This is a genomic window from Gilliamella sp. CG13 (assembly GCF_046635805.1).
In the GTDB taxonomy this organism is placed as follows: domain Bacteria; phylum Pseudomonadota; class Gammaproteobacteria; order Enterobacterales; family Orbaceae; genus Gilliamella; species Gilliamella apicola_I.
Genome location: NZ_JBIDFM010000001.1, coordinates 581783 through 606913 on the forward strand (window position 1 = coordinate 581783; position 25131 = coordinate 606913).

Below are 25131 nucleotides of genomic sequence, written 5' to 3' on the forward strand. Positions count from 1 at the left end.
TCATGATTAAATAACACTTGTTATATTCTACAATCACAATTAACCATTCAATGATTATTTATGATTATTTTGATAAAGATCACTTTTCTAAATCTATCACACCCACATCTGTGATTATCATCACATTTTTAGGAAAAAACAGCGGTAAAAATTAGAAATATAATTATTATTATCAACATATTGAATCAATAATGAGTTAAATATTGGTTATAAATATTTGACAATATTATGAATGAAAATTATTATCATTTTTGATCAAAATTAATCACTTTAATTCAACAAAGAGGTAATAATGAACGAAATATCACGACATAATGAAATAGTGGCAATGGTTAACGACAAAGGGATGTTAAGAGTGACTGAGTTAGTTTCATATTTTTCTATCTCACCGGCTACAGCTCGTCGTGATATCACTAAGCTCGATCAGGAAGGAAGAGTAAAAAAAGTACGTAACGGTATTATGCGCATCGAAGAGAAAAAGCCAATATGGGCACCAATCGGCAATAATAATACCGATCATTATCATGAAAAGGCTCGCATCGCTATTCGTGCAGCTAAGTTATGTGGTGCTGATGAAAATATTGTCATTAACTGCGGTTCAACGGCGTTTTTATTGGGTCGAGAACTCTGTGGTAAAAATGTTTCAATCATTACTAACTATTTTCCGTTAGCGTGTTACTTGATTGAACATGATCATGAAAATGTCATCATTATGGGAGGATTATATAACAAAACACAAAATATTATTCTTAACCCCATTGCGAACATTACTGATTCTTATGCTGGCAAATGGATGTTTACCAGTGGCAAGACGTTAACACCCAATGGACTTTATAAGAATGAAATATTAGGTGCAGTGGCTGAACAACAGATACTTGAAAAAATTGAAAAATTAGTTGTTGTTGTCGATAGTTCAAAAATTGAAACCAAAGCCAATTCTGGCATGCTTTTTTGTCCTGTGAATAAAATCGATATTTTAATTACCGGTAAACAAGCAAACAAGGAAGTCATTGAAAGCATTAAGGAGCAAGGTGTAGATGTTATTTTAGTTTAATTATTAAAATGTAAAAGGAACAAAGTATGAGTAAAGTGAACGAAATTACCCGAGAATCGTGGATATTAAATACCTTTCCTGAATGGGGTACTTGGCTAAATGAAGAGATTGAAGCAACAGAGGTTAAACCCAATACGTTTACCATGTGGTGGCTTGCTTGTACTGGCATTTGGTTAAAATCTGCCGGTAATACCAATATCTCCGTCGATTTTTGGTGTGGGACCGGTAAAAAAACACACGCTAATCCTTTGATGAACAAACAACATCAAATGATGCGTATGGGGGGAGTACGCGAATTACAACCTAATTTAAGAACCAGCCCATTTGTATTAGATCCTTTTGCTATTAAAGAGATTGATGCGGTAATGGCAACCCACGATCATGCCGATCATATTGATGTCAATGTGGCTGCTGCGGTCATTCAAAACTGTTCACCAAAAGTGAAATTTATTGGCCCTAAAGCTTGTGTCGAATTATGGAAAAGTTGGGGTGTACCTGAAGATCGTTGCATTGTTGCCAAAGTAGGCGAAACCATTAAAGTGGGCGATATTACCATTCGAGTGCTAGATTCTTTTGACAGAACTTCGTTAGTGACACTACCTAAAGGGGTTTCCTCAACTGATAAAGCGATTTTAGATGGCATGGATGACAGAGCCGTTAACTATCTGTTTGAAACTTCGGGCGGTTCACTCTATCATTCAGGAGATTCTCATTACTCTAACTATTATGCCAAACATGGTAATGACTATAAAATCGATGTTGCGTTACTTTCTTATGGTGAAAATCCGCGTGGGGTCACCGATAAAATGACCTCTTCAGATATTTTGCGTGCTGCGGAATCGCTGAAAACACAAGTTGTGATCCCTTTTCATCATGATATTTGGGCGAATTTCCAAAGTGATCCTCGTGAAATTGAAGTACTTTGGCAAATGAAAAAAGATCGTTTGGAATATCAATTTACGCCTTTCTTCTGGCAAGTTGGCGGTAAATATACTTATCCAACAGATAAAAACAAAATGCACTATCAGCATTATCGTGGATTTAGAGACATCTTTACCGATGAGCCTGAATTACCTTATCGATCTTTCTTGTAATTTAGATCAATAATTTTTGTGGGCAGTGAATAAGATTCAATGTCCACTTTTTATATTCTCTGCCATGAATAAATGTGGAATCAATTCACTGAAATTATCTATCTGTTTGTATGAATAAACTAATAAGAAAATGAAAATACTAGGCATTAATATATTTTTGTCTATCCGGAAGCCAACAGTCAATCAGCTCTTTCACACTTTCGGAGTGTTGTTGTTGTAAAAAATAAGAGGCTTTTTGAACTTGACTTATCAAATGTTGATCACGGATTAAATCCACAACTTTGAAGTTAGCTATCCCCATTTGACGCGTGCCCAAAATCTCCCCACTACCACGTATTTCTAAATCTTTTTGCGCAATCACAAAACCATCATTACTGTCACGCATGACTTTCATTCTTGCTTGTGCAACTTTGCTTAATGGGGCTTGATACATTAATACACAATGAGATACCGCCGTTCCTCTACCTACACGACCACGTAATTGATGCAATTGCGCCAGACCTAATCTTTCCGCATTTTCAATAATCATCAAGCTTGCATTTGGCACATCGACACCCACTTCAATAACCGTTGTGGCGACGAGCAATTGGATGACACCTTGTTTAAAATTCTGCATTACCGATTGTTTTTCGTCCGACTTCATTTTGCCATGAACCAGCCCAATCGTTAAATGTGGCATTTTTTCTTTGAGCTCTTCAACCAGTATTTCAGCGGCTTGGGCATCTAATGTTTCCGACTCTTCGACTAATGTACAAACCCAATAGACTTGACGATTTTCCAGGCAAGCTTGATTAACGCGTTCAATAATTTCATCACGCCGAGAATTTGGAATCACAACAGTTGTGACAGGTGTGCGCCCCGGGGGTAACTCATCAATGATAGAGACATCTAAGTCAGCATATACCGTCATGGCTAATGTTCGTGGAATCGGAGTAGCTGTCATAATTAGCTGATGAGGATAGTCGTTATCTTGGATTCCCTTTTCCCATAAACTCAGTCTTTGATTCACACCAAAGCGATGCTGTTCATCGATAATCACCAGTCCTAACGAAGCAAATTCAACTTTATCAACAAATACGGCATGTGTGCCAATTAACAATCTAATATCCCCACTTTTTACTTGTTCATAACGCAATCTTTTATTTTTAGCAGTCAAACGCCCTGATAACCAATCAACGGTAATACCCAACGGATCAAACCATTGTTTAAAGTTATTATAGTGTTGCTCAGCTAATATCTCGGTCGGTGCCATTAAGACAACCTGCGCACCATTTTCAATCGCATTTAATGCCGCTAAAGCCGCGACTAACGTTTTTCCAGATCCCACATCCCCTTGAATTAATCGCATCATTGGGACTGGTTTTGCCATATCGTGATAGATATCGTGTACAACACGTTGTTGTGCGTTAGTGGGTTTAAAGGGTAACGAGGCTAAAAAAGGCTCAATAAATTGTTGCGTTGGGCGATAAATACGGGCTTGCTGTTTTTGGTTATCGACTTTTAGCATTAACATACTCAGATGATAAGCAAGTAGCTCTTCAAAAATAAAACGTTTGATAGCAGGATGTTCCCCTGCAGATAATTGAGTGATATCGGTACCAATTGGAGGATTGTGAATGATATTTAATGATTCCAATGCTGGTAAAAAATGATTTGCTATTGACTTAGGCAGAATTTCTTTGGGTGGATTACGTTTTAACAGTAATAACGCAGAAGCAATTAATTTACGAATGACATTTTGAGTTAATCCATAGGTGGTTGGATAGACTGGGGTATATTTTTCTTGATCATCCAATAATTTTTTAGATTTGTCTGCTGGATTAGCAATAATTTTATATTGAGGATGAATAATTTCAGCGCCTAATTTTCCTTTTTTTATCTCACCATAAGCACTAACCCAATTGCCAAGTGCTAAACTTGCTTTTATGCCTGCATTGAAATGCATGAATCTTAATATTGCTATGCCCGAATCATCTTGAATATGACAAATTAACATTTGTCGACGTCTAAGCACCACTTCACACTTGATGATTCGACCTTCTATGGTAGTGTGCTCACCAATAGCAACCTCACTTATAGGACAAGATGAGGTGCGATCTTCGTAACGTAACGGAAAGTGTAATAAAAGATCTTGAACAGTATAGATACCTAATGCATTGAATTTTTTTTCAAGGTTAGAGCCAATTCCGCTCAATTTTATTATCGGAACCTGACTTAAAAATCGATTTGCCATCATCGCTTATTAATATTACGTGAGACACTTACAACATCTTGCTGCAATGAAATTTTACGCATTAACTCATTGAGCTGCTGACGATTTTTAACTTCAACTTGCAAAATGACTGTATAAATTTGTCGATCTTTCTGTTCGGTATTAAGCCATTGCAAATGCGCTTTTTCATCATTAATAATTGAAAGAATATGCCCAAGTGCTCCTTGGTTGTTGGAAATATCTACCCATATTTCAGCAACAAATTGTTGAGTGATATCAGTCGCCCATTTTAAAGAGATGTATTTTTCAGGATTATTTTGGTATCCCGTGACATTTCGACATGATTCATGATGGACAATTAATCCTTTTTCAGGACTCACTTGACCGACAATCGGATCATCGGGAATTGGGTGACAACATTTCGAAAATGTGACTAAAACCCCTTCACTACCAGTAATGACTAAGGTTTTATTTGTGTCGTTGTTATTTTGAAACAATTCTTTGTGTTCCAATCCTTTGACAATAAAATGGCTCATTATATTACCAAGACCAATCTCGGCTAAGACATCATCAAAAGATTGTAACTGCGTTATCTCAACAATTTTCGCAATTTGTTTAGCTTTAAGTGAATTGATGCCACCTGTTTTTAATAATGACAGATTCAATAGTCTTCTACCTAATTCAATTGCATCATCACGTTTTAACATTTTTAACGCTTGTCTAATACGTGATCTGGCTTTAGCACTCACAACAAAATTAAGCCAATTTGCATTCGGACGACCTTCAGGCGACGTGATAATTTCAACGGTTTGACCATTACTTAATGGCTGTGAAAGTGGATAAGGTTTTCGGTCAACAATTGCGCCGATACATTGATAGCCAATATCAGAATGGACAGCGTAAGCAAGATCTACGGCGGTTGAACCTTCCGGTAACTGTACTATTCTTCCTTTAGGGGTAAAAACATAAATTTCTTTCGGAAACAGGTCAGATTTCACATTTTCAATAAATTCAAAAGAGTTACCCACACTTTGTTGCAACTCTAATAGACTTTGCATCCAACGCTGTGCTTTGATTTGCGCCGTTGTATTATTCAGCTCATCATTGGCATTATAAACCCAATGTGCGGCAACGCCCATTTCAGCCATTTGATCCATATCTTCAGTACGTATTTGCACTTCAACTGGCGTACCATGTGGTCCAATTAATGAAGAATGCAATGACTGATAACCGTTAGCTTTAGGAATTGCAATATAGTCTTTGAAGCGATTAAGGCGAGGTTTATACAGATTGTGAACAAGACCAAGTGCACGATAACAGGCATCAACATCTTTCACAACGATCCGAAAAATATAAATATCCATGATAGAATGAAAATGCTGTTCACGCATTTGCATTTTTTGATAAATCACGTAGATATTTTTTTCTAATCCTTCAACTTCCGCCTCGATATTTGCTTCAGCTAAACGACCACGTATTTCCGATAAAATCTGTTGAATTAATTCTTTACGTGTACCTCGAGCTGCTTTTATCACATTTTCAATTACTTTGGCTCGATTAGGATGCATCGCCGTGAATCCTAAAATTTCGAGTTCAGTTTTAATATGGTGAATACCTAAACGGTGAGCTAATGGAGCATAAATTTCAAGCGTTTCTTTTGCAATACGACGGCGTTTGTCTGGTCTTAATGCAGCAAGTGTTCGCATATTATGCGTACGATCAGCCAGTTTAATTAAAATCACTCGCACATCTTCGGTCATGGCGAGCACCATTTTCCGAAAATTTTCAGCTTGAGCCTCTTGTCGATTACGAAATTTTAATTTATCAAGTTTGGATACACCTTCAACTAACACTGCAACATGTTTACCAAAATGATTTGTGATATCTTGGAAAGTAACTGGTGTATCTTCAATCGTATCATGTAATAGTGCAGCAATGATGGTTTCATAATCAAGCCGCATATCGGCTAAAATTGATGCCACAGCAACAGGATGCGTGACATAAGGTTCACCACTAGATCGAAATTGCCCTTCATGTGCTTTCTGAGCAAAAAGATAAGCATCTTTAATAAGTTCAACTTGTTTGGGTGGAAGATAAGATGCTACAACCTCTTTTAAGCTATCAAAATATTGCATAGGCAATTCCTATAGCGCTTATTCGTATGATGGCGTATTTTCAAGAAGGATCGATTCATGCAGTGTAGAACGCACTTCTGCTTCTTCTTCCTGACGAGCTTGAAAATCAGCTGTATCAAGAATTTGTTTATTAACAAGACCATCTTCAATTTCACGTAAAGCAACAACGGTTTCTTTATCGTTTTCTTCTGGAATTAATGGTGATTTGTTTTCAACTTGCAATTGACGTGCGCGTCTTGCTGCAACTAAAACTAGATCAAAGCGATTACCAATTTTTTCTACAGCATCTTGAACAGTTACTCGAGCCATTTTTACCTCTAATGTATTTACTAGTTTATGTAATTTGGAAGATCCGTTATTTTACTTAATTTTGTGGGGAATTGTCTATATTAATATCATACTATTGTTAAGATAGTTAAAATTAACCATTCCCAGTCTAAAAAACATCACATTATCGTTTAACTTAATCCAAAATATCGAGCCAAGCATTAGAAGCAATTATTGGTTTATTTAACAAATAACGACGTAAAGCATCTAACGCTATTGCTGAAAAAGTTTGTAACTCTTCATGCCGTGAAAGTTTTCGACCAATATATTTTAAATTAACTTGGATAGTTTGCTTTGCTGTGGTAATGATTAACGTAAATTGACTGTTCTTTTCTTTAAAATTAACCATACCTAATACAATATCAGCTCTATATTGGGTCATAATATGCCAAAGATAATCTTTGGGATCTTCAAATAATAATGGAATCACTTCTGATTTTGCGATGGGTGCATCGGTTTCAAATAATTGATAACTAATTATCCCTGCTGATTGTTGTTCGACCACTGCGATAGTTAAATCTTTTTCATGTAATAGCCCTGAAACAACTTTGGCTAAACCGAGTTCACTGTCTTTGCTAATCATGCCTTCGTAAAGCAAATTGTCATCAACAATAGATTTAGTTTTTCGCCATAAACTATCCAACGTGTCTTTTTTGTGTTGAGGACCACTCAATTTTAATTCAATAATAGGCATCGCAGCACGATAACCAATCACGATATCTTTTGGAATATCTAATTTAGATGTTAGCTCGGTGGCTAAATCACTTTCAGTGCGCCCGATAATAGTTAATCGATAGCAGAGCGTTTTTTCTAATTTTGGAAAGGATAATTTAATTTCTGGTAATACAAGAGTTTTGATCATCTCTTTAAATTCAGCAGGCACACCAGGCGTAAAAAACACAATACAACCGTTGATGTGCATTTTAAATCCGCAGGCTGTTCCTATTGGATTATCAATTAATATAGCACTTTGCGGCAATAAAGCTTGTTTAAGGTTGCTTGACGGCATCACGTTACCGCAACTGGCAAAATAACGTTCAATTTGTGTCAACCACTGCTGATTGAGTACCAGTGCTTCATGATTGGCTAAAGCTGCCGCTTGTGCTGTTAAATCGTCACTGGTTGGCCCAAGCCCCCCATTAACAATAATGATATCATTGATCAGACTACGTTCTTGTAATGTTTGGGTAAGCTGGTTAAGATTATCACCAACTGTGTGGCGAGTCGTGATTAAAATACCTTCTTGAAAAAATAGTTCAGAAAGCCAAGCTGCATTCGTATCGGTTATTTGACCATATAAAATTTCATCGCCGGTACTTATCATTTCGATCTTAACGTGATTATTGTTCCTATTCATCATGGTTCTGCACCTTTTGACATCATTAATTGAACAAAAAAGGGGGCGTTAATTAATCCGTATCCTCGTCTTCATTTTTATTGTCCATATGTTCCCTACTTTGAACTAACTTAACAGCAAAATAGAGATCGTAAGTAAATTCAATGTAATCATGTTCAGGGGTAATATTCATTTGTTTAAACCAATTTTTAAGGGTTTTGCGTCTACCTGATAAGATTAAAACCACATTACGTACTTTTAATGCATTAACTAATTCGTTAATACCCGATAATACACTGACATCTTTATAAGTAAAGCAAGGAATCGCATCGACGATAACATAATTAACAGGTTGCTCTGATTCGTCAATATAACTAATGATTCTTCGTTTAAAATAAGCAATATTAAAATACGTTAAAGGTGAATTGAATCGATAAATTATCGTATTACTAACAGGTTTAACATCTTTGCCTAATGAATGAATTCGTCCGTCATCATCAACCCCTAATAACTGATCTTTAGGTCGAAAAACGCGACGTAGAAACAAAAAGATGCCTAATAATACTGCTAAAGCCATACCCGGTATAATACCGATAAGTAATACCGCAATAAATGTTGATAAGCTTAAATAAAATGCGTCACGGTCATATTTAAAAAAACGCAAAATTGTTTGTACATTAATTAGCGAGATCGAGGAATATATCAAAATCACGCCAAGGACACTAGTTGGAATATATTGTAACGGTGACAACAAAAAGAGTACCACAAATCCTATTAATGCCGCAGCGATTATCGATACAAGCTGAGTTTTTCCACCATTCGCATCGTTCACTGCCGTTCGTGACGAAGTACCACTTACAACAAATCCTTGTGAAAGACCTGCTGCAATATTTGCCATGCCTAATGCCTTAAATTCAACATCGGCATTCGTTTCATAATTATTTTTTGTCGCAAAACTTCGTACGGTAATCATCATACTCACAAAACAGATAACAGCAATATTCAATGAGGGAACAACTAAATCACGCATTAATCCTTTGTCAAAATCAATCCAAGCTTCCAATGGTATAAAATCACCAGTTACATTACCAATAATGTGGATATCAAAATGTTCAAAATTAAACAGCCATGAAAATAAAGTCATTATCACAACAGCAAAAAGTGGTGCCGGGTAACGTGGTTTATATTTCTTAAAAGCAATGAGAATCAATAATGTTATGAAAGATATAAATGTCGTGCCTAAATGTGATTGATAAAGCTTAACCGGTAAATAAACCACACGTTCAATAAGGTAAGAATAGTCATAATGAAAACCAAATGTTTTCGCTAATTGATCGACAATGATTGTAATAGAAATACCATTTAACAAACCAATCAAAATAGGTTGACTGAGTAAATCTGCTAAAGCGCCAAGATGAAATTTGCCGGCAATGATGCACCAAATACCAATCATAATTGTCAGCAGCACCACCAGTTGCCAACGTAACATGGGATCATCTGCAGCTAAAGGAAAAACAACCGCAGCAACCACCGCACACGTTGCGGTATCGGGTCCTACAATCAACTGTTTAGACGATCCAAAAAGGGCATAGACAATAAGCGGTAAAATAGTTGAGTATAGCCCCGCAATAGCACCAACACCTGTTAGCTCAGCATAAGCAATCGATACCGGTAAGGATACCGCGGCTACGGATAATCCGGCTTTTATATCTGCGTTTAAATATTCACGTTTATAATGTAAGAAACTGATTAGTCCTGGCATCCATAATGTGATTTTTTGGAAAAACGTACTACTGACTAACTTTCCCATTTTTCATCCTATTTCCCTGCTATACTCATTTTATCTATCAATATTGAACCACATTGAATATTACTGCGTGTTTCAAGATCATTCCCTATTGCTACAATATTTTTATACATATCTTTTAGGTTATTAGCAACGGTTATTTCATTTATTGGATATTGAATTTCACCTTTTTCAACCCAAAAACCTGTCGCACCACGTGAATAGTCGCCCGTTACATTATTCACACCTTGCCCCATAAGCGAAGTAATCACAACCCCTTTATCCAATTTTTTCAACATGGTTTTAAAATCAGCATCATGCTCACTTGGCGATACAAGCCAGTTATGAATTCCTCCCGCATGACCTGTTGATGTTAAACCAAGCTTTCTGGCTGAATAATGACTAAGCAAGTAGGTTTGCAATACACCGTTTTCAATGATATTTCGTTTAATTGTTTTGGTTCCTTCACTATCAAAAGGCGATGAACCAACACCTTTTAAAATATGTGGATCTTCAAAAATAGTTAGCCATGAAGGAAAAATCTGTTTACCCACGCTATCAAGTAAAAATGATGATTTGCGATAGATTGCACCGCCACTAATTGCACCCACTAAGTGCCTTATTAATCCAACTGCAACTTCTGCACTAAACAGTACGGGTACTTGCATGGTAGAAATTTGTTTAGCCCCTAAATGCGCAATTGTTCTTTCTGCTGCTTGCTGCCCAACCCAACTAGGGGATTTGAGAGCCTTAATATCACGCGATGAAGTGTAAGCATAGTTTCGTTCCATTTTTCCCGCCTGTTCAGCAATCGCTGTACAAGACAACGAATGAGAACTTGCACAGTAGCCTTGTAACATACCAAGACTATTACCATATACATACACACCATATTTACTACTAAAATAACCGCCGTCACTACTCATAATGTCAGCATTGGCAAGGGCTGCTAGCTCAGCTTGTTTTGCCTGCTCAATAGCCTTATCCACGTCTAAATCACTGGGATAAAAAAGATCTAAATCAGGAGGATTCAATGCCATCTGATCTAAGTTTCCTAAACCAGAACAAGGATCAGCAGAAGTATATTGCATAATATTAATTGCCATATCGATAGCTTGATTTATTGCATGTGGCGATAAATCATTAGTTGATGCATTTCCTTTGCGTTGTTCTTTATAAACGGTTATAGATAATGCACCATCACTATTAAATTCAACATTTTCAGTTTCCCCTTGTCGAGTACTTACACCAATACCAGTTGCTTGGTTAATTGAAACTTCAACTGAATCAACACGAGGTTTAGCCAGTTCAATAGCTTGAGCAACAATATTTGATAACTTATCTTGTTGTCTTTGGGCATCTTTTTTAATCTGTTCAATACTCATTTTATTATTTTCTACAATTCTGCTAGTGATACGTTATAATAAGCCAGAATTCAATTTTAGTTAACTATTAACAAAAGAAATCCTATGAATAACCCTAAAGATTTAATCATTGACCAAGAATTTGATACTGATATGGATGATGAAATTATTTATGTCAGTAAAAGTGAAATCAAACGAGATGCCGAAATTTTGAAAAAAATGGGCGTAGAATTGGTCAATTTAAGCAAAAATGAACTGACTAAAATCCCTCTTGATGAAGATTTACTTTATGCTATCGAACTTGCTCAAAAAATCAAAAAAGAGGGATATCGAAGACAAATACAATATATTGGCAAATTGCTTCGTAGCCGCAATATCGATCCTATCACGCAAGCTTTAGACAAGCTTAAAAACCGTCATAACCAACAAGTTGCCTTATTTCATAAACTAGAAAAGTTACGTGACGAATTGATTGAAACAGGTGATGCAGAAAACATTATCGAACTCTTTCCTATAGCAGACAGACAACAACTGCGTACGCTTGCCCGTCAGGCTAAAAAAGAACGAGAATCCAATAAACCACCAAAAACAGCCAAACAGATTTTTCAATACTTAAAAGAATTGAGCAACGCCGAATAATCTTTATAATGTTCGCTCATTTCATATCAGAAACAATATTGTAAATTATTAACCAAGATAGAGGATACAAAAATGGGACTTTTAAATGTACCAGCAGGTAAAGAATTACCGGATGATATTTATGTAGTAATTGAAATTCCAGCAAATTCGGATCCAATTAAATATGAAGTAGACAAAGATACAGGTGCAGTTTTTGTTGACCGTTTTATGGCAACAGCAATGTTTTATCCATGTAACTATGGTTATATTAATAACACATTATCGCTTGATGGCGATCCTGTTGACGTTTTAGTTCCAACACCGTATCCATTACAACCTGGTTCAGTGATTCGTTGCCGTCCTGTTGGTGTATTAAAAATGACTGATGAAGCCGGTCAAGATGCTAAATTGGTTGCCGTACCACATACTAAATTATCTAAAGAGTATGATCACATCAAAGATGTGGATGATTTACCTGAATTACTAAAATCTCAAATTAAACACTTTTTCGAACAATACAAAGCATTAGAAAAAGGAAAATGGGTAAAAGTTGACGGTTGGGAAAATGCCGATGCTGCTCGCAAAGAAATTATTGAATCTTTTGAGAGAGCTAAAAAATAATTAATATTTGCTATCAATTTTCATAATAATGGTTAATTAAAAGCTATAAGTCTTTACTTATAGCTTTTATTTTTAAATAAAGAATAGCAGAAAGTAATTAAATCAATAACAATGCCTTTTTAACAGATGAGATGAAAAATAAGTGAATATCCAATTTAATGATATTTAGCTTAGATAATTTAAGCTGGCAATCTTATCTCAATAAGGCAAATTGCAAGCCTTATATGACATAAATGACATAATTAACCACATTGTGATTCACATCTTTAACAGTAAGTTGTAAACCTACAGATAAAACGTATGTAAACGTTTGATATAAAGAAAAGATAAAACAATGTATTTAAAAGAAACCTAAAAGTAATCGTTAATACTAATTTTTAAATTTACATCTTACATGCCTTAATCTGCTTAAATAATCTTTACTTTCGAAATAAATTTAAATCAAAAACCCTTCAATAATTTGCTATTTATCAAATTTAACCATTATATCTAAAAATTTTATAAAAAACTTCATCCTAAGATGAAAAAATTGTCATTAATATCTTGCTTTCGATTATAAATTATGCGGTAATAGTAACAGACTTATGAAGCAATATTTTTTTATGAAAACGTTTAACAATTAGGGGGTGTTTTTAACGCATCATCTAGTTTGTAAGTTGATTAATTTATATTGCATAAAAGTCTATACGTGCCTTAAAGGCAAAATATTAATTATTGTTAGGATATCTAGTAAATGAATAAGAAAACAGGCCAAGTAAAATGGTTTAACGAGAGTAAAGGTTTTGGATTTATCACACCAACCGATGGGAGCAAAGACGTATTTGTTCACTTTTCAGCAATCTCGGGGGAAGGTTTTAAAACTCTAGCTGAAGGTCAACAAGTCGAATTTGCTATTCAAGATAGCCCTCGCGGACCAGCGGCATCAGAAGTTGTCGTAATCTAATTAATATCGTAGTATATATATTAGTGAAAACGCTCATTTTTAAAAAATGAGCGTTTTTATTTTGTAAGGCTATAAGATTTTAGCGAAAAAAAAGTGACCATTTGGTCACTTTTTAGAAAACTAAAAATTAGTCATTATTTTTTAGATACAACCGCAATTAAATCTAAAACTTTATTTGAATAGCCAACTTCGTTATCGTACCAAGAAACTAATTTAACAAAAGTATCGCTGATTTGGATACCCGCTTTTGCATCAAATACAGAAGTACAAACTTCACCTAAGAAATCAGTTGAAACAACATCATCTTCAGTGTAACCAAGAACGCCTTTCATTGGGCCTTCTGAAGCCGCTTTGATCACTTTACAGATATCTTCATATTTAGCAGGTTTTGCTAAACGAGCAGTTAAGTCAACAACAGAAACATCCGGAGTTGGAACACGGAAAGCCATACCAGTTAATTTACCGTTTAATTCAGGAATAACTTTACCTACTGCTTTAGCTGCACCAGTTGATGAAGGGATGATGTTTTGTGCTGCACCACGACCACCACGCCAATCTTTGTGAGATGGACCATCTACCGTTTTTTGAGTAGCTGTAGTTGCATGAACAGTTGTCATTAAGCCTTCAACGATACCAAAGTTATCATTGATTACTTTAGCTAAAGGCGCTAAACAGTTAGTGGTACATGACGCATTAGATACGATATCTTGACCAGCATAATCTTTATCATTAACACCCATAACAAACATAGGCGTGCTATCTTTAGAAGGACCAGTTAAAACAACTTTTTTAGCACCCGCTTGGATGTGTTTACGAGCAGTTGCATCATCTAAGAATAAACCTGTTGCTTCAGCAACAACATCAACACCCACTTCGTTCCATTTTAAGTTTGCAGGATCTCTTTCAGCTGTAACGCGGATTGTTTTACCGTTAACGATTAATTTGCCATCTTTAACTTCAACAGTACCATCAAAACGACCGTGAGTTGAATCATATTTAAGCATGTACGCCATATACTCAACGTCTAATAAATCATTGATAGCAACGATTTCAATATCAGAGCGTTTTTGTGCAGCACGGAAAACAATACGACCAATACGGCCAAATCCATTAATACCTACTTTGATTGTCATAAAAATTACCTTCTTTATTTGTGTTAAATGATAAAATAACTAACAGTAAACTACCAAATTTTTAAGGTTTATTCAAGCTGATTCAGAATAATTGGCAAGAATAAATTAAAATGAAAATTATCTTAATAATCATAGGATATAGGTTAGTTATATTTTATATAAGACTGTGATTGGATTGAGCAATGACAATGATAATTTTTAACTAAATTGTCAGAGTTAAATTGATCATAATTAAGGTGCTAAATTTTAGATAATCGCACGATTACATTTAATAAATTAAAAGGTATCAATTAATCCATATCAGACGTTAAGTTATACTAAAAGACGATTAAAATAAAAAATCCCACATTATCAATTTTGTGGGATTCTATTTTTGAGCGATAATTAACAATTATTATAAAGAACTCATCTTATCAATAAATTGTTTTAAATGGTTTCTGATATCCTCACCTTGCGTATAATGTGCTTCAGATTTTAACGTTGATTTGGACTTCCACTCGCCTGCTTGTGAGTTATGAAATTTACTTGGAACATCGCCCGAATAGATATAATCCGTTTTAGAAGAGATGGCTTCGCTTATCAAACGTTTAGAATTACTGATTTCTCCGGTTATTTCGATATCAGTAGTAAAAATGTATTTTTTTGAATTAGTGATAGTCTTTAAGTTGAATTTTTGCTCTTTATAAATTGGAACTTTAATTTTATTACCCTTATCATCGGTTTTTTCGCTCATTCTTTCTACATATTTTTCTGTTTTTACTTCATTTTTTTCATACGGTTTCATATGAATATAGTCAGATTTGGCATTAATATCTATAATGATATTAGCTTGTGAACTATGATCAACAAAGTATATATAATCAGCGTTAAAAACTTGTTTTACCCAGCTAAGATAGTCGGAATCTTTAACATACACATTAACGCGTCCCTTTAATTTACAACGACTCGCTCTAGCGCTGGCATCACGGTATGAACCGAACTGTTCATAGGCTGAATTGGCTGCCTCATAATATTTAGCCGCTTCACGATAAATTTTGCGTTTATAAGCTATTTTTTCAAGTGACGAGGCTTTTTCATAATACTCTTTTGCTAGCGCAGTAACATGTTTTCTTTTATTATCCTCATAGAGTTTAAAACTATCTTTATATTCGCCTATTGGCTTATAAACTTCCCAAGCTTTAAGATATTCTAGGGATGCTTCATGATAACTACCCTGTTGCGAAAATGTTTTACCTAAATCATAGTGTTGTTTTGCTTCAATATCCAAATGTTGCTTTTTAGCATTTTTATATAAAGTAAAAATATCTTTATATTTATACCGTTCTGAACCTTTTAAATATAAGTCAGCTTTTATTTTGTAACTTTCACTATCCGTACCTTTTATCGAATTACCATAATCGTAATACTCTTTTGCAATAAGTTGATCTAATTTACTCACTGGATATTTATCGTTAAAAAATGCAACAGTTTGACTATAAAAACGATTAACTAACATTAAATTGATTTTTCGAAGCGATTCATAACTATCAATACGTGCTTGATAATCAGTACTAGCACTACTATTAATGATTGTCTCGTAATGTTTCATCACATTACTAACCAATCCCCGTAATTTTTCGGCACTTTCTTCATTAAATTTTGCTTCGCCTTTTTCACCAATAGTAGCCGTTAATAAACTAATACTTTCTACATATTTCCCTTCGTTATAAGCTTGATCAGCCGTACGAACATGGCAAGCCGTTAAACAAAACACCAACAAAATCGCTAAAACTATCCGCATATTATTTCCTTTCTCTATTTATTAATTAATTATCAGACAGTTAGAATAAAAACAGTTTGATTTAGTGATCTTATGAAAAAAATTAATCTTATTTTTTTCATTTAATGCTAAATTTTTAAACAATAAAGATGATTAATTTAAGAAATAATAAGACTTTTAAAGCAAATTCTTTATCATTATTAATATTTTTGAAAAGTCATATTATAAATTGAAGAAGTCAATTTTATTGTCAATATTTGCTTCTTTTGCAATCGTTAACTAACGTGATTGAGACAAATTATCCAATTTTTTTGGTTCATGTGTTACCCTTTTAATGACAATGACTAAATATTGCCGTGAGATATAAAACCATCATTTAATCAGTTAATTAAATAAAGAATTCGCTATTTTAGAATATAATTAAACTAGTCTTTTTAAACCTAATTTATAAATAATCTAATATTACTCACATCAAATCCCCTCATTTTCAATACAGCCTATAAAGTGATACAATCATTTAATATTAAACAATGCCTAATATAATAAGTTTCACCGATTTTTAGGGTTTTTAAGACAGTTACCTAGTTACTTAAGAGCAAAATCAAAGATTTTGCGATAAGTGAGTAAGAGTAGATATATAGTAATCGCCTGAGTTTTAGATAAAAAAGAATTGATAATATGACCGAATACGACAACTTCACCGACCACACACCAATGATGCGCTTGTGTGGTTAAATTGATTTTTAAGGATTTTTATTTAATTAAAATGGTTTGTTATATTTTTTGTTACACTAGCTAATTAATACTTATATGGTTACTTTAAATTTGATAATGATTACCAAGTAATATCAATAGGTTCTTTTCCCTTTACTTTTGCTTTTTTAAAAGCCCCAACTATACAGTTTTTTAATTCTCGAGTTAGTTCATTATGTATTTTATAAGTCATATAATTATCTTTATTATCACCAACTACAAGATAAAACACAAAGTTATTAATTAAAAACATATAACTTTCATTTTTAAGTGGAACTACAAACATCAAGCTATACCACAAATCAAAGATAGGTATAATAATGATATGAAAAGATTTTGGGTTTTTCTGTGGATCTATAAGATATTCTTTCATTTCCTTAATAACCCTTTCAGGGAATTCTATTTTTTTAGCTTCATTCCATTTAAATGATGAGCGCCAGAAAATACTAACAATAAAATAATGTAACAAATCGTTATCTATATTAGCCAGCATATTGCTAGCACTTTAATCATTATTCTTTTTATAAAATGCCTCAAATGACTTTAATAAAATAGGTTGGGTGTTATCTAATAGTTTGTTAGCTTCAGAATATTTAAAGGCTATTTTTGTTATTTCTTCATCCGAGATATCTTTTTTTTAGTTCTGGATTGGAATTTAAAATAACTTCATAAAGTTTTTTCTATATTTTCTTGATGCTTTTTTTTATTATTAAGATTCGATATTTCAAAAAAATAATCCTCTCCACGCTTAAGTCTATTCTCACATGTTTTACTGAGCAAATATTGTTTTAACTGAACTGATAATTTTCGTTTAGTATTCTCTTTAACAAGAACTATACCCGAATCGTTTTTAGCTAGTGAATTATATTTTTTATAAATTGCTTTTGGAAAATAGTGACTTTCTTGAAGTTCAACATTTGATTCGTCACACATTAGAACCCCTTCTTAGTTTAATAAAAATACCATTATGCATATTGTAATAAAATATTTATTTAATGATCATATATCATATGATTTATTTAAAATTTTTAACTCTTCTTCTAATTTTTCTCTCACAGGCAAGCATAATTCTTCAAAGAACTTCAATTGATTAATCCTATTTTCTAATTTCTGCATTCTTTCTTCTTTTTCATTAGTTTCTTTAGAATGAATATGACTAAAAATGATTTCTAGCTCAATAGACTTAACAGTACCTGAAACTGCTTCAAGCCATTCTTTTGTTTCTTCATTTGTTATATCTTCAATAGCTCGTTCAAACATAAAAGTGATTAATGTTCTTGTAGCTGAGTCAAGATTTTTGATCAATTCAAGCCAACCCGCTGACTCATCTAGTTTTTTATCACTTTCGTCATCATATAAATTTATAAAATAGCGAGGTATGACTGATTCAGGATTAAGTGATTCTAACGCTTGAAATATAGGCTCAAAACTTTCAAATGGTCGAGTACCATCTGGCAGTAACTTGCGATTCTCCCAAAGCTTTAGAATGGTATTAAAACAGTTGGTTTTATCAGCCTCATTGCCACTCTCAGCTTTAATCATCAGTTCTGCAATATAGTTGACCATCCAAGCTGTAATTTCATCAGTATTGTTGTCTTTTAAGTTAGAAAGCAGCTTTTTACCTAAGTTGATAACTTTTTCTTGTATCTCTAAGTTTTCCATCTCCAGACAAGATGAAGGTTTTACTGTATCTAGGGATGTATCCGAGTTCATCTTCATTTTTCCTCACTCTGTAAGTATCTTTAAGCGTTCGACTAATATTTACTTGAATTGCTATATCGACATTCAAAACATTGCAAACTAATTTTAAAAAATCGAGTGATGCTAGTGCCAAATGACCAGAACTGATGTATGATTCCGAGTCATTAGGCTTATCTTCACTCCAGTACATATTTTTGAAGCATTGGCTATCATTAGACAACAAGCTATAGGTTTTATAATTCTTGCTATGCTTGACTTTGATTTGCTCCGCTATAAATTGCTTTAACTTATATGGCTGAGCAGATATTATGCCAACAAAAGGATCTTTTGATTCAATATAATTGTTTTCACCTTCTTTCATCAACCATGCTTTACATTTAAAATCATTTCTCTTTTCATCGTCATAATCGTCATCGCAAAAATTAGTTAAATAACATTCATATAAATGATTTTCAAAATTTACTATAGTGTACATTAGTGATTTACTTAGATGCTTGGGTACTAAAACACTTGAAAATGAAATATGTTCATTCTTTGAATTGTTATAATTATCAAAACCTCCGCTAACTTTTAGCCAGGTAGAAAAATCATCATTAGTAATTAACTGGTCAATAAAGTCTGTTTCAATAATCTGCCATTGCCAATTCTCATCGTTTTTAATGTTTAACCATTTTGGCATTTCAAGTGGCATAGGATCTCTAAGTTCTGCTAGTAAGGTATCATTTTTATTGAGAATTAGATGACCACTGAGCCAATCCTCCCAACAATCAATGTCATAATCGTCATTTTTAATAACTGGCATTGAACTTAATAACATTGAGGCGACTTCAAGCATTAGATGATAAGAAATGTAAAAAGCATAGTTATCAATTTGAGGGTAACTTGAATGCGAATGAAATGTATCTCTAGAGTTTCTTCTTTGTCTCCAAAGTTCAGATCTTGAATCTGTTATATATGATGACTCAACACTCATCTGCCATCGATTCTGTAAGACATATTTTGCAAGATCTTCAACCTGCTGTCCTGAGACACCAAATACTCGACCTAATGGTTCAAACCAATAGCTATCAAAATCATAACCAAAGTTAATTTTGGGCAACTTACCTAAAGTATTTGCTTTATGCCAAGGAGTATCAATATGATATCGATACTTATCTCTATTTATAGTTGGATACGGAGTTGTACAAGCCTGTGTGATTTTTACCCATAAAATATCATCAAAAATATCTGAACAGTAACTTTTTAATATTAAACATATTTGTTTGGCATAATATTGAAACAATATTCCTTGTTCGTTATTAATGGCTATTGTTGAAAATAAGTCCTTATTTCCCATTAATAACACGGGGGATTTATGAACACATCGTGTCAAAGCCACAAGCAAATACAATTTGGCATGTAAATCATAAAATTCATATTTTGTTGGGATGTATGACTGGGGTAGTCCTTTTGTATAACAATCTAACAGTAAATTGACCTCATTTAGGCAATTAAGATCATATAGTCTCGTTACTGCATGAATAGCTCTCCACCGTTCTTCTGCATGAGGTGAACCTAAATTTGCATATATATAACAAATAACTGCATGAGGAAGGCTGATTGGTAATTTTTTATGTTCATTCCAACAACCATCGGCATAATCAGCATCAAGAAATGATTCAAGTCTTGCAAGCCCAAAATCAATCATTTTTTGAGCTTGTTCCACTGTTAGCTTGTTAGCACTGTAATTTGCGAAACTGAATAAAGCGCTAGGTGATTCTATATCGACCGAATTTGAAAGCCCTATATTAACGCCATTTTCTATAGCTCCATTGGTTGCTTCATTCAATAAAAAAGATTCTAATATATATTGTCTTTCATATATCTCTGTAAATCTACTTGGAAATCGAGAAGCAATATGTTTTATAGCAGTATTCCATTGTTTTTGAACAGAAGCTTTGTTTTTCCAATCGATAGGTATTTGTTCAAATGCCCATTTAATATTCCAAAAATCCAATTTTTCTGAATAAGCAATAATATTTAAGAACGCACCTAATCCCCTAGAGGTGACTTTCTGAAAGCAGCCTTTCCAAAACTCATCCGTGTTTCTTGGATAACCTTGATTTTCAAAACATTGATAGGCATTCATAAAACCATTATCAGTTAATAAATCAAATTGCCCATAAAGCGTACTCCAAGGATACGTTTTCTTTTCAGTTTCTCCAGTATGGTTTAGTGAATAACTTGAGTTATCTTGCTTATCATTAACACTTAAGTACTTGAGTTCTTTTTCAGGTAAACAGTTAAGAGAGTATTTATTAGCCAGCGCTTCAAGTTTTACCCATTCATCACCAAAATATCCACTTATTCTCAAATCACGAATGTAGTGATTAAGCATTCGTTGCTGGTTTGCCTTTTCTGGTTCATTTGCAATACACTTTTCCAAGAACTCCTCTAGACCATATTCCCAAGAAAATGCCGACAATGACCACAAAACACTTGATGAAGCAAGTTTTGAATCAATTGCACTATATGCGAGAGCATTCATTTGCCTCCCATGCCAGCCAACGTCTCTATCTTTCCAACGATGTAGTATAGGAAAAGCTGACTCTGCTGATAATTGGAAACAAGTTGAAACCGCATCATTTCTATCCCAATATTTTTCTCGAGCGACAGAATCTCCTATCATTTCTGCACATCTCATATATCGATGGGAGAGTTCGGGGTTGCCTATATTAGTCTGTGAACTTTGTTTAGCAATTGAGGTTAAGGCTTCCCAACGTATAATACCTTCTTCACCAAATTCAGAGGCTTTACTTAGTGCTTGATCAAAGTAGACCGCTGCATCATCTTTACCCGCAGCAAGCACTGCTCTAGATAATTTAATAAAATTTTCCGAGCGTGTTTCAGGTGATTCATCGTAGTCGTAATTATTTAAGCGTGAACGACACCCCTCTTCAATAAAATCGCTTAGATCAAAAAACTTATCACTTCGACAACTTACTCGAAGAAAATAAAAATCATCAAGAAAAGATATCTTCAAATGATTACTTTGATATTTTTCAGAAAATAATTTCAGTTCGGTCAAATAGTCCGATGTACAAAATAAAATATTTTGGAATTTTGCCTTGGTAATTTCAAAGGATAATGGATCATATTCACGGTATGAGCTACGTCCTACTTTTGACGATAATAATTCCGCATTTTTATGTTCTTCTTTTAAATCGACTTTCAGTCCGGATAAAACTTTAGCTCTTACCATATACCAAGGCAAAAGCTTACCAACTAACTCTTTTACTTTTTCGAGCTCTTGCCTTCCCTCGTATGTATCATTTTTGTTTTGCCAATCATTGGGAATGAAATCATCAAGGCGAAGATTAAAATTGCTTTTCAATGCTGCTTGAAGTGACAAATAACGTAAAAAGCTCTCCCTTGCATTACCATATTGGTGATCATTTGTTATTCGATAAAGAGAAAGAGAGTTATAGTAATAATTTAATCCTCTTCTGATATTCGCTATAGGCAAACTATGAATAACACAGGCTTCAAAAAATGATAAATAAGCGTCATTTGAAAATCCAGTATTATGAATATCATCGCCCGCTTTATCTAACCTAGCTTTAGGTTGAATAATTTGGTTAAGACAACGGATTAAACAGCCCCTCGGGGGCGTATTTCCTACCTTCATTAACTCCGAGGTAATAGCTATGATAAAACTTGGATTATCTTTTCCATAACTGGCCATTAATTCAATGTCTTCAAAATTACCAATATCTATTAATCTTTCAATTAAGTCAGATGTAACTCTGTAGATACAGCAGGGAGGTTTCCATGAAAGAAGGAAATCAACACATTTTTTATAGCCATTCATTCGATATAAAGTAAAAGCTAATTCTAAAATTTCGTTATCTTCCAGCTTCTCATCGAAGTGTTCATGTTCATCTTTAGCTTTAGCTTTAACTTCTTCTCGTTTTTGGAAGTAGCGGTAAAGCCAATGATGAGCAGACCGAAAATAGTTGTGCGCTTCACCTTTTAATAAAGGGATAGTGGACAATAATGACGCAGCGTACACCATTTCTGAACCCTCCCAGTTACCTCTAAGTACTTTTCTATGCGCTAACTCTTGTATGCGTTCTGTTGTCAAAAAAATTGCTACTAAATCTATATTGTGAGCCAATATACTGATTTGACGCTTATTGCCAGCGATTTCTTCACCAGCTAGCAGTGCCAATTTTATTGCTTCGTAGATTTTATTCGCCTTAAGTGCAGCCTTAAAAGCGTATTGTAATCTTTGTACTTTAACCAAATTATCATCGTATTTACTGATCGAAGGCAGATAATCATCAGATAATGCCAGTCCCACAAGTTCATCTAACTGGTTGGCTTTAAGCAATAAAAAGGGGAGCACTTCTGAGACATAAGTGAATTGTGGAGCCAATGGTTTAATAGCTTGAATAAAAGAATAGATTTTTTCAGGTGTTGGAGAATAATTATCCTGAAACCACTTTTCGGTTGGCTCATCCCTGAATTGAACCATATCATCTATTTGCCATAAAGGTCGCCCCAAATCAGCAATAAAGCTTGTGACAGAATCCTTTGATACATTAGCGGCGCTTGCCAAAACACTTATTGGAACAAATGGTGGTAGTGCTGCAAGTCCTGTACAAATATTATCTATACTATTTCTATAGTTTCTGGGAAATTCATCTTTTATTCTTTCGATCGATTGCTCTAATTGTCTTTCAATCAAATCTTCAACAGTAACTATTTGAGAACCAAAAGACAATAGCAATTCGCTTAACGAAGATGCTTTCAGTGACAGTGCATTAGCCTGAACGCGAGGATTTCCACCAGTCAGCCGATTAAATTCAATCGCTTGTTCTTGGCTTGCCTCAGGGAACTTTGTATGTAGGTTCGACAAGGTTTCTTCATCAGAAAAAGTAGACAACTGTAATCTATTAATTGTGCTGGGAGGATCAAGAAGGCTTAATCTCTCAGGTCGACAAGTAAATACTAATCTACAATTTTCAGGCACAATTTCCCTTATAAGACTGCTTACAAAACATGTAGAACCTTGTTCTTCAGCAGCCATTTCAGCATTATCTGCCGCATCAAAAATTATGACTAAAAGAGCATTCAAATCTTGTGACTTAAGTAAGTTACAGGCTTCGCGAAGCCTACCTAAAAAGATTTTTGTCCAATATTCATCAGGTTCATTTCTTGTAGGTATAACCTGATCACACAATCCATCTTTAGCCAAAGTATTTATTATTTGAGTATAGGCATGTTTAGTCTCATGACGTTTCGCACTAGTTCTTCGATAACTACCATTTCCATAACAGTCATATGCAATAACCACTGACGTTTCGTCAAATTCTTTAGAAATATTATTGCTTAATATTGATTTTCCAACACCCCCGCTTGCGGTAATGATAGTATGAGTTATTGCTTCTTTTATTGATTTAACAATGTTAGTTTGTTGCTCTCTTGGAATATAGTTTTCAATGGGTTCAAATAATGGAGGAGCAGGAAAAAAATCATCCATACTAATAGCATCGAATGCTTCCAATATGTCCTCTCGTTTTATCACATTAGATTTACCTGGTTCAATTTTTTCCCAAATTTTAGCCACTAACAGTTTTTCACGGTCATGAATATTTCTTGAAACAGTTAATTTATATAGTTCTTTATGAATATCAAATTTTTGCTCGTCATAGTTACCTTCCGAATCATCTAGGCTTAAACATTGACAGAACTGTTTTAATTTAACATCTTTGAGATTCGTATATTTTTCGATAGTAGCTATGAAACTTTTAGGTACTTTTCCGCTGTTAGCCAACTTCTTAATATTCGTCTTAAAGGAATCTGAAATTAAACGATTCGTTAAAATTGTTAACTTTATACTGATGAATTTACTTTCAGATTGTTCTAGATCTATAAAACGCTTTGCAAAGCCTTCTATAGTTTCCCTTAAATCAGATAAACTAAAACTATCACTTACCCTTACAGTTGAGTGTTTTAACTGAAAATACTCTACAGATTTGCTTCCATCATCAGATTGGCGATATTCAGCTAAATCTATAACACACTCCCCAGCTAATTTAGACTCCTTAGAGCCTTCAATCGTTATCTGGGTTAGGTTGGTATTTAAGTCTAAAAGCTTGAGACAGCGTTTAACAGCCCATCTATAATGGAAAATATCACCTGCTCTAGAAAAATTAATTGATGTGTTGTTGCTATAATTTTTCATAATATTATGTTTCCGGCTAATGAATCAGTTAAGAATATTACTTTGATATAACATGTAGATTTCTTT

General features: G+C 34.1%; 17 protein-coding genes. 5 read left to right on the top strand and 12 right to left on the bottom strand.

Annotated features, from left to right (window positions below; translation table 11 throughout):
• Positions 1–292: 292 nt before the first annotated feature.
• The gene (gene ulaR, locus ACGH6R_RS02700; RefSeq protein WP_267378223.1) at positions 293–1054 is read left to right on the top strand and encodes an HTH-type transcriptional regulator UlaR; all 762 of its coding nucleotides are present in this window, start codon (positions 293–295) and stop codon (positions 1052–1054) included.
• Between the two features lie 26 nt (positions 1055–1080).
• Complete coding sequence (ulaG, locus tag ACGH6R_RS02705; protein WP_267351386.1) at positions 1081–2148, top strand: L-ascorbate 6-phosphate lactonase; 1068 nt, start codon at positions 1081–1083, stop codon at positions 2146–2148.
• A gap of 139 nt (positions 2149–2287) precedes the next feature.
• Here ulaG and recG read toward each other — a convergent pair whose 3' ends face one another.
• The 6 genes from recG to pmbA all read right to left on the bottom strand — a co-directional run bounded on the left by recG (position 2288) and on the right by pmbA (position 11329).
• Complete coding sequence (recG, locus tag ACGH6R_RS02710; protein ID WP_411598827.1) at positions 2288–4381, bottom strand: ATP-dependent DNA helicase RecG; 2094 nt, start codon at positions 4379–4381, stop codon at positions 2288–2290.
• Positions 4381–6495 (bottom strand): bifunctional GTP diphosphokinase/guanosine-3',5'-bis pyrophosphate 3'-pyrophosphohydrolase, encoded by a 2115-nt coding sequence (gene spoT / locus ACGH6R_RS02715; protein ID WP_267351382.1) that lies wholly within the window; start codon positions 6493–6495, stop codon positions 4381–4383. Before spoT ends, recG begins: the two co-directional genes overlap by 1 nt.
• An 18-nt stretch (positions 6496–6513) precedes the next feature.
• On the bottom strand, positions 6514–6804 hold the full coding sequence (rpoZ, locus tag ACGH6R_RS02720) for a DNA-directed RNA polymerase subunit omega (protein ID WP_220216796.1): 291 nt from the start codon (positions 6802–6804) through the stop codon (positions 6514–6516).
• A gap of 154 nt (positions 6805–6958) precedes the next feature.
• A complete protein-coding gene (locus tag ACGH6R_RS02725; protein WP_411598828.1) occupies positions 6959–8182 on the bottom strand; it encodes a CinA family nicotinamide mononucleotide deamidase-related protein in 1224 nt (407 codons plus the stop codon).
• Between the two features lie 49 nt (positions 8183–8231).
• Complete coding sequence (locus tag ACGH6R_RS02730; protein WP_411598829.1) at positions 8232–9968, bottom strand: SulP family inorganic anion transporter; 1737 nt, start codon at positions 9966–9968, stop codon at positions 8232–8234.
• Between the two features lie 8 nt (positions 9969–9976).
• Positions 9977–11329: a metalloprotease PmbA gene (pmbA, locus tag ACGH6R_RS02735; RefSeq protein WP_411590837.1), complete on the bottom strand. Its 1353-nt coding sequence runs from the start codon at positions 11327–11329 to the stop codon at positions 9977–9979.
• An 84-nt stretch (positions 11330–11413) separates the two neighbouring features.
• Between pmbA and yjgA the strand changes: the two genes are divergently transcribed.
• From yjgA to ACGH6R_RS02750, 3 genes are all read left to right on the top strand, one after another.
• A complete protein-coding gene (gene yjgA, locus ACGH6R_RS02740; RefSeq protein ID WP_267361241.1) occupies positions 11414–11947 on the top strand; it encodes a ribosome biogenesis factor YjgA in 534 nt (177 codons plus the stop codon).
• A gap of 72 nt (positions 11948–12019) precedes the next feature.
• Entirely contained in the window at positions 12020–12547 is a 528-nt protein-coding gene (ppa, locus tag ACGH6R_RS02745) for an inorganic diphosphatase (RefSeq protein ID WP_065559243.1), read from the top strand.
• 733 nt (positions 12548–13280) lie between these two features.
• Positions 13281–13490 (top strand): cold shock domain-containing protein, encoded by a 210-nt coding sequence (locus ACGH6R_RS02750; RefSeq protein WP_065559242.1) that lies wholly within the window; start codon positions 13281–13283, stop codon positions 13488–13490.
• 134 nt (positions 13491–13624) lie between these two features.
• Here the strand turns inward: ACGH6R_RS02750 and gapA are convergent, their stop codons facing one another.
• The 6 genes from gapA to ACGH6R_RS02780 all read right to left on the bottom strand — a co-directional run bounded on the left by gapA (position 13625) and on the right by ACGH6R_RS02780 (position 25065).
• Complete coding sequence (gene gapA / locus ACGH6R_RS02755; protein WP_065559241.1) at positions 13625–14623, bottom strand: glyceraldehyde-3-phosphate dehydrogenase; 999 nt, start codon at positions 14621–14623, stop codon at positions 13625–13627.
• Between the two features lie 394 nt (positions 14624–15017).
• Positions 15018–16403: a hypothetical protein gene (locus ACGH6R_RS02760; protein ID WP_411598830.1), complete on the bottom strand. Its 1386-nt coding sequence runs from the start codon at positions 16401–16403 to the stop codon at positions 15018–15020.
• 814 nt (positions 16404–17217) lie between these two features.
• The gene (locus ACGH6R_RS02765; RefSeq protein WP_411598831.1) at positions 17218–17628 is read right to left on the bottom strand and encodes a hypothetical protein; all 411 of its coding nucleotides are present in this window, start codon (positions 17626–17628) and stop codon (positions 17218–17220) included.
• Positions 17629–17801: 173 nt separating this feature from the next.
• Entirely contained in the window at positions 17802–18068 is a 267-nt protein-coding gene (locus ACGH6R_RS02770) for a hypothetical protein (protein WP_411598832.1), read from the bottom strand.
• Between the two features lie 66 nt (positions 18069–18134).
• Positions 18135–18797, bottom strand: coding sequence for a hypothetical protein (locus ACGH6R_RS02775; protein ID WP_411598833.1), 663 nt, complete (start codon positions 18795–18797; stop codon positions 18135–18137).
• A complete protein-coding gene (locus tag ACGH6R_RS02780; RefSeq protein ID WP_411598834.1) occupies positions 18754–25065 on the bottom strand; it encodes a hypothetical protein in 6312 nt (2103 codons plus the stop codon). The genes ACGH6R_RS02775 and ACGH6R_RS02780 overlap by 44 nt, the downstream gene beginning before the upstream one ends.
• Positions 25066–25131: the final 66 nt, after the last annotated feature.

Excerpts from the sequence above, each read along its gene's own strand:
- ACGH6R_RS02730 (WP_411598829.1), bottom strand. The coding sequence starts at position 9,968 with ATGGGAAAGTTAGTCAGTAGTACGTTTTTCCAAAAAATCACATTATGG.
- spoT (WP_267351382.1), bottom strand. The coding sequence starts at position 6,495 with ATGCAATATTTTGATAGCTTAAAAGAGGTTGTAGCATCTTATCTTCCA.
- ACGH6R_RS02750 (WP_065559242.1), top strand. The coding sequence starts at position 13,281 with ATGAATAAGAAAACAGGCCAAGTAAAATGGTTTAACGAGAGTAAAGGT.
- pmbA (WP_411590837.1), bottom strand. The coding sequence starts at position 11,329 with ATGAGTATTGAACAGATTAAAAAAGATGCCCAAAGACAACAAGATAAG.
- ACGH6R_RS02780 (WP_411598834.1), bottom strand. The coding sequence starts at position 25,065 with ATGAAAAATTATAGCAACAACACATCAATTAATTTTTCTAGAGCAGGT.
- recG (WP_411598827.1), bottom strand. The coding sequence starts at position 4,381 with ATGGCAAATCGATTTTTAAGTCAGGTTCCGATAATAAAATTGAGCGGA.
- ACGH6R_RS02775 (WP_411598833.1), bottom strand. The coding sequence starts at position 18,797 with ATGGAAAACTTAGAGATACAAGAAAAAGTTATCAACTTAGGTAAAAAG.
- ppa (WP_065559243.1), top strand. The coding sequence starts at position 12,020 with ATGGGACTTTTAAATGTACCAGCAGGTAAAGAATTACCGGATGATATT.
- ulaR (WP_267378223.1), top strand. The coding sequence starts at position 293 with ATGAACGAAATATCACGACATAATGAAATAGTGGCAATGGTTAACGAC.
- ACGH6R_RS02770 (WP_411598832.1), bottom strand. The coding sequence starts at position 18,068 with ATGTGTGACGAATCAAATGTTGAACTTCAAGAAAGTCACTATTTTCCA.
- ACGH6R_RS02725 (WP_411598828.1), bottom strand. The coding sequence starts at position 8,182 with ATGATGAATAGGAACAATAATCACGTTAAGATCGAAATGATAAGTACC.
- ulaG (WP_267351386.1), top strand. The coding sequence starts at position 1,081 with ATGAGTAAAGTGAACGAAATTACCCGAGAATCGTGGATATTAAATACC.
- rpoZ (WP_220216796.1), bottom strand. The coding sequence starts at position 6,804 with ATGGCTCGAGTAACTGTTCAAGATGCTGTAGAAAAAATTGGTAATCGC.
- ACGH6R_RS02760 (WP_411598830.1), bottom strand. The coding sequence starts at position 16,403 with ATGCGGATAGTTTTAGCGATTTTGTTGGTGTTTTGTTTAACGGCTTGC.
- yjgA (WP_267361241.1), top strand. The coding sequence starts at position 11,414 with ATGAATAACCCTAAAGATTTAATCATTGACCAAGAATTTGATACTGAT.
- ACGH6R_RS02765 (WP_411598831.1), bottom strand. The coding sequence starts at position 17,628 with ATGCTGGCTAATATAGATAACGATTTGTTACATTATTTTATTGTTAGT.
- gapA (WP_065559241.1), bottom strand. The coding sequence starts at position 14,623 with ATGACAATCAAAGTAGGTATTAATGGATTTGGCCGTATTGGTCGTATT.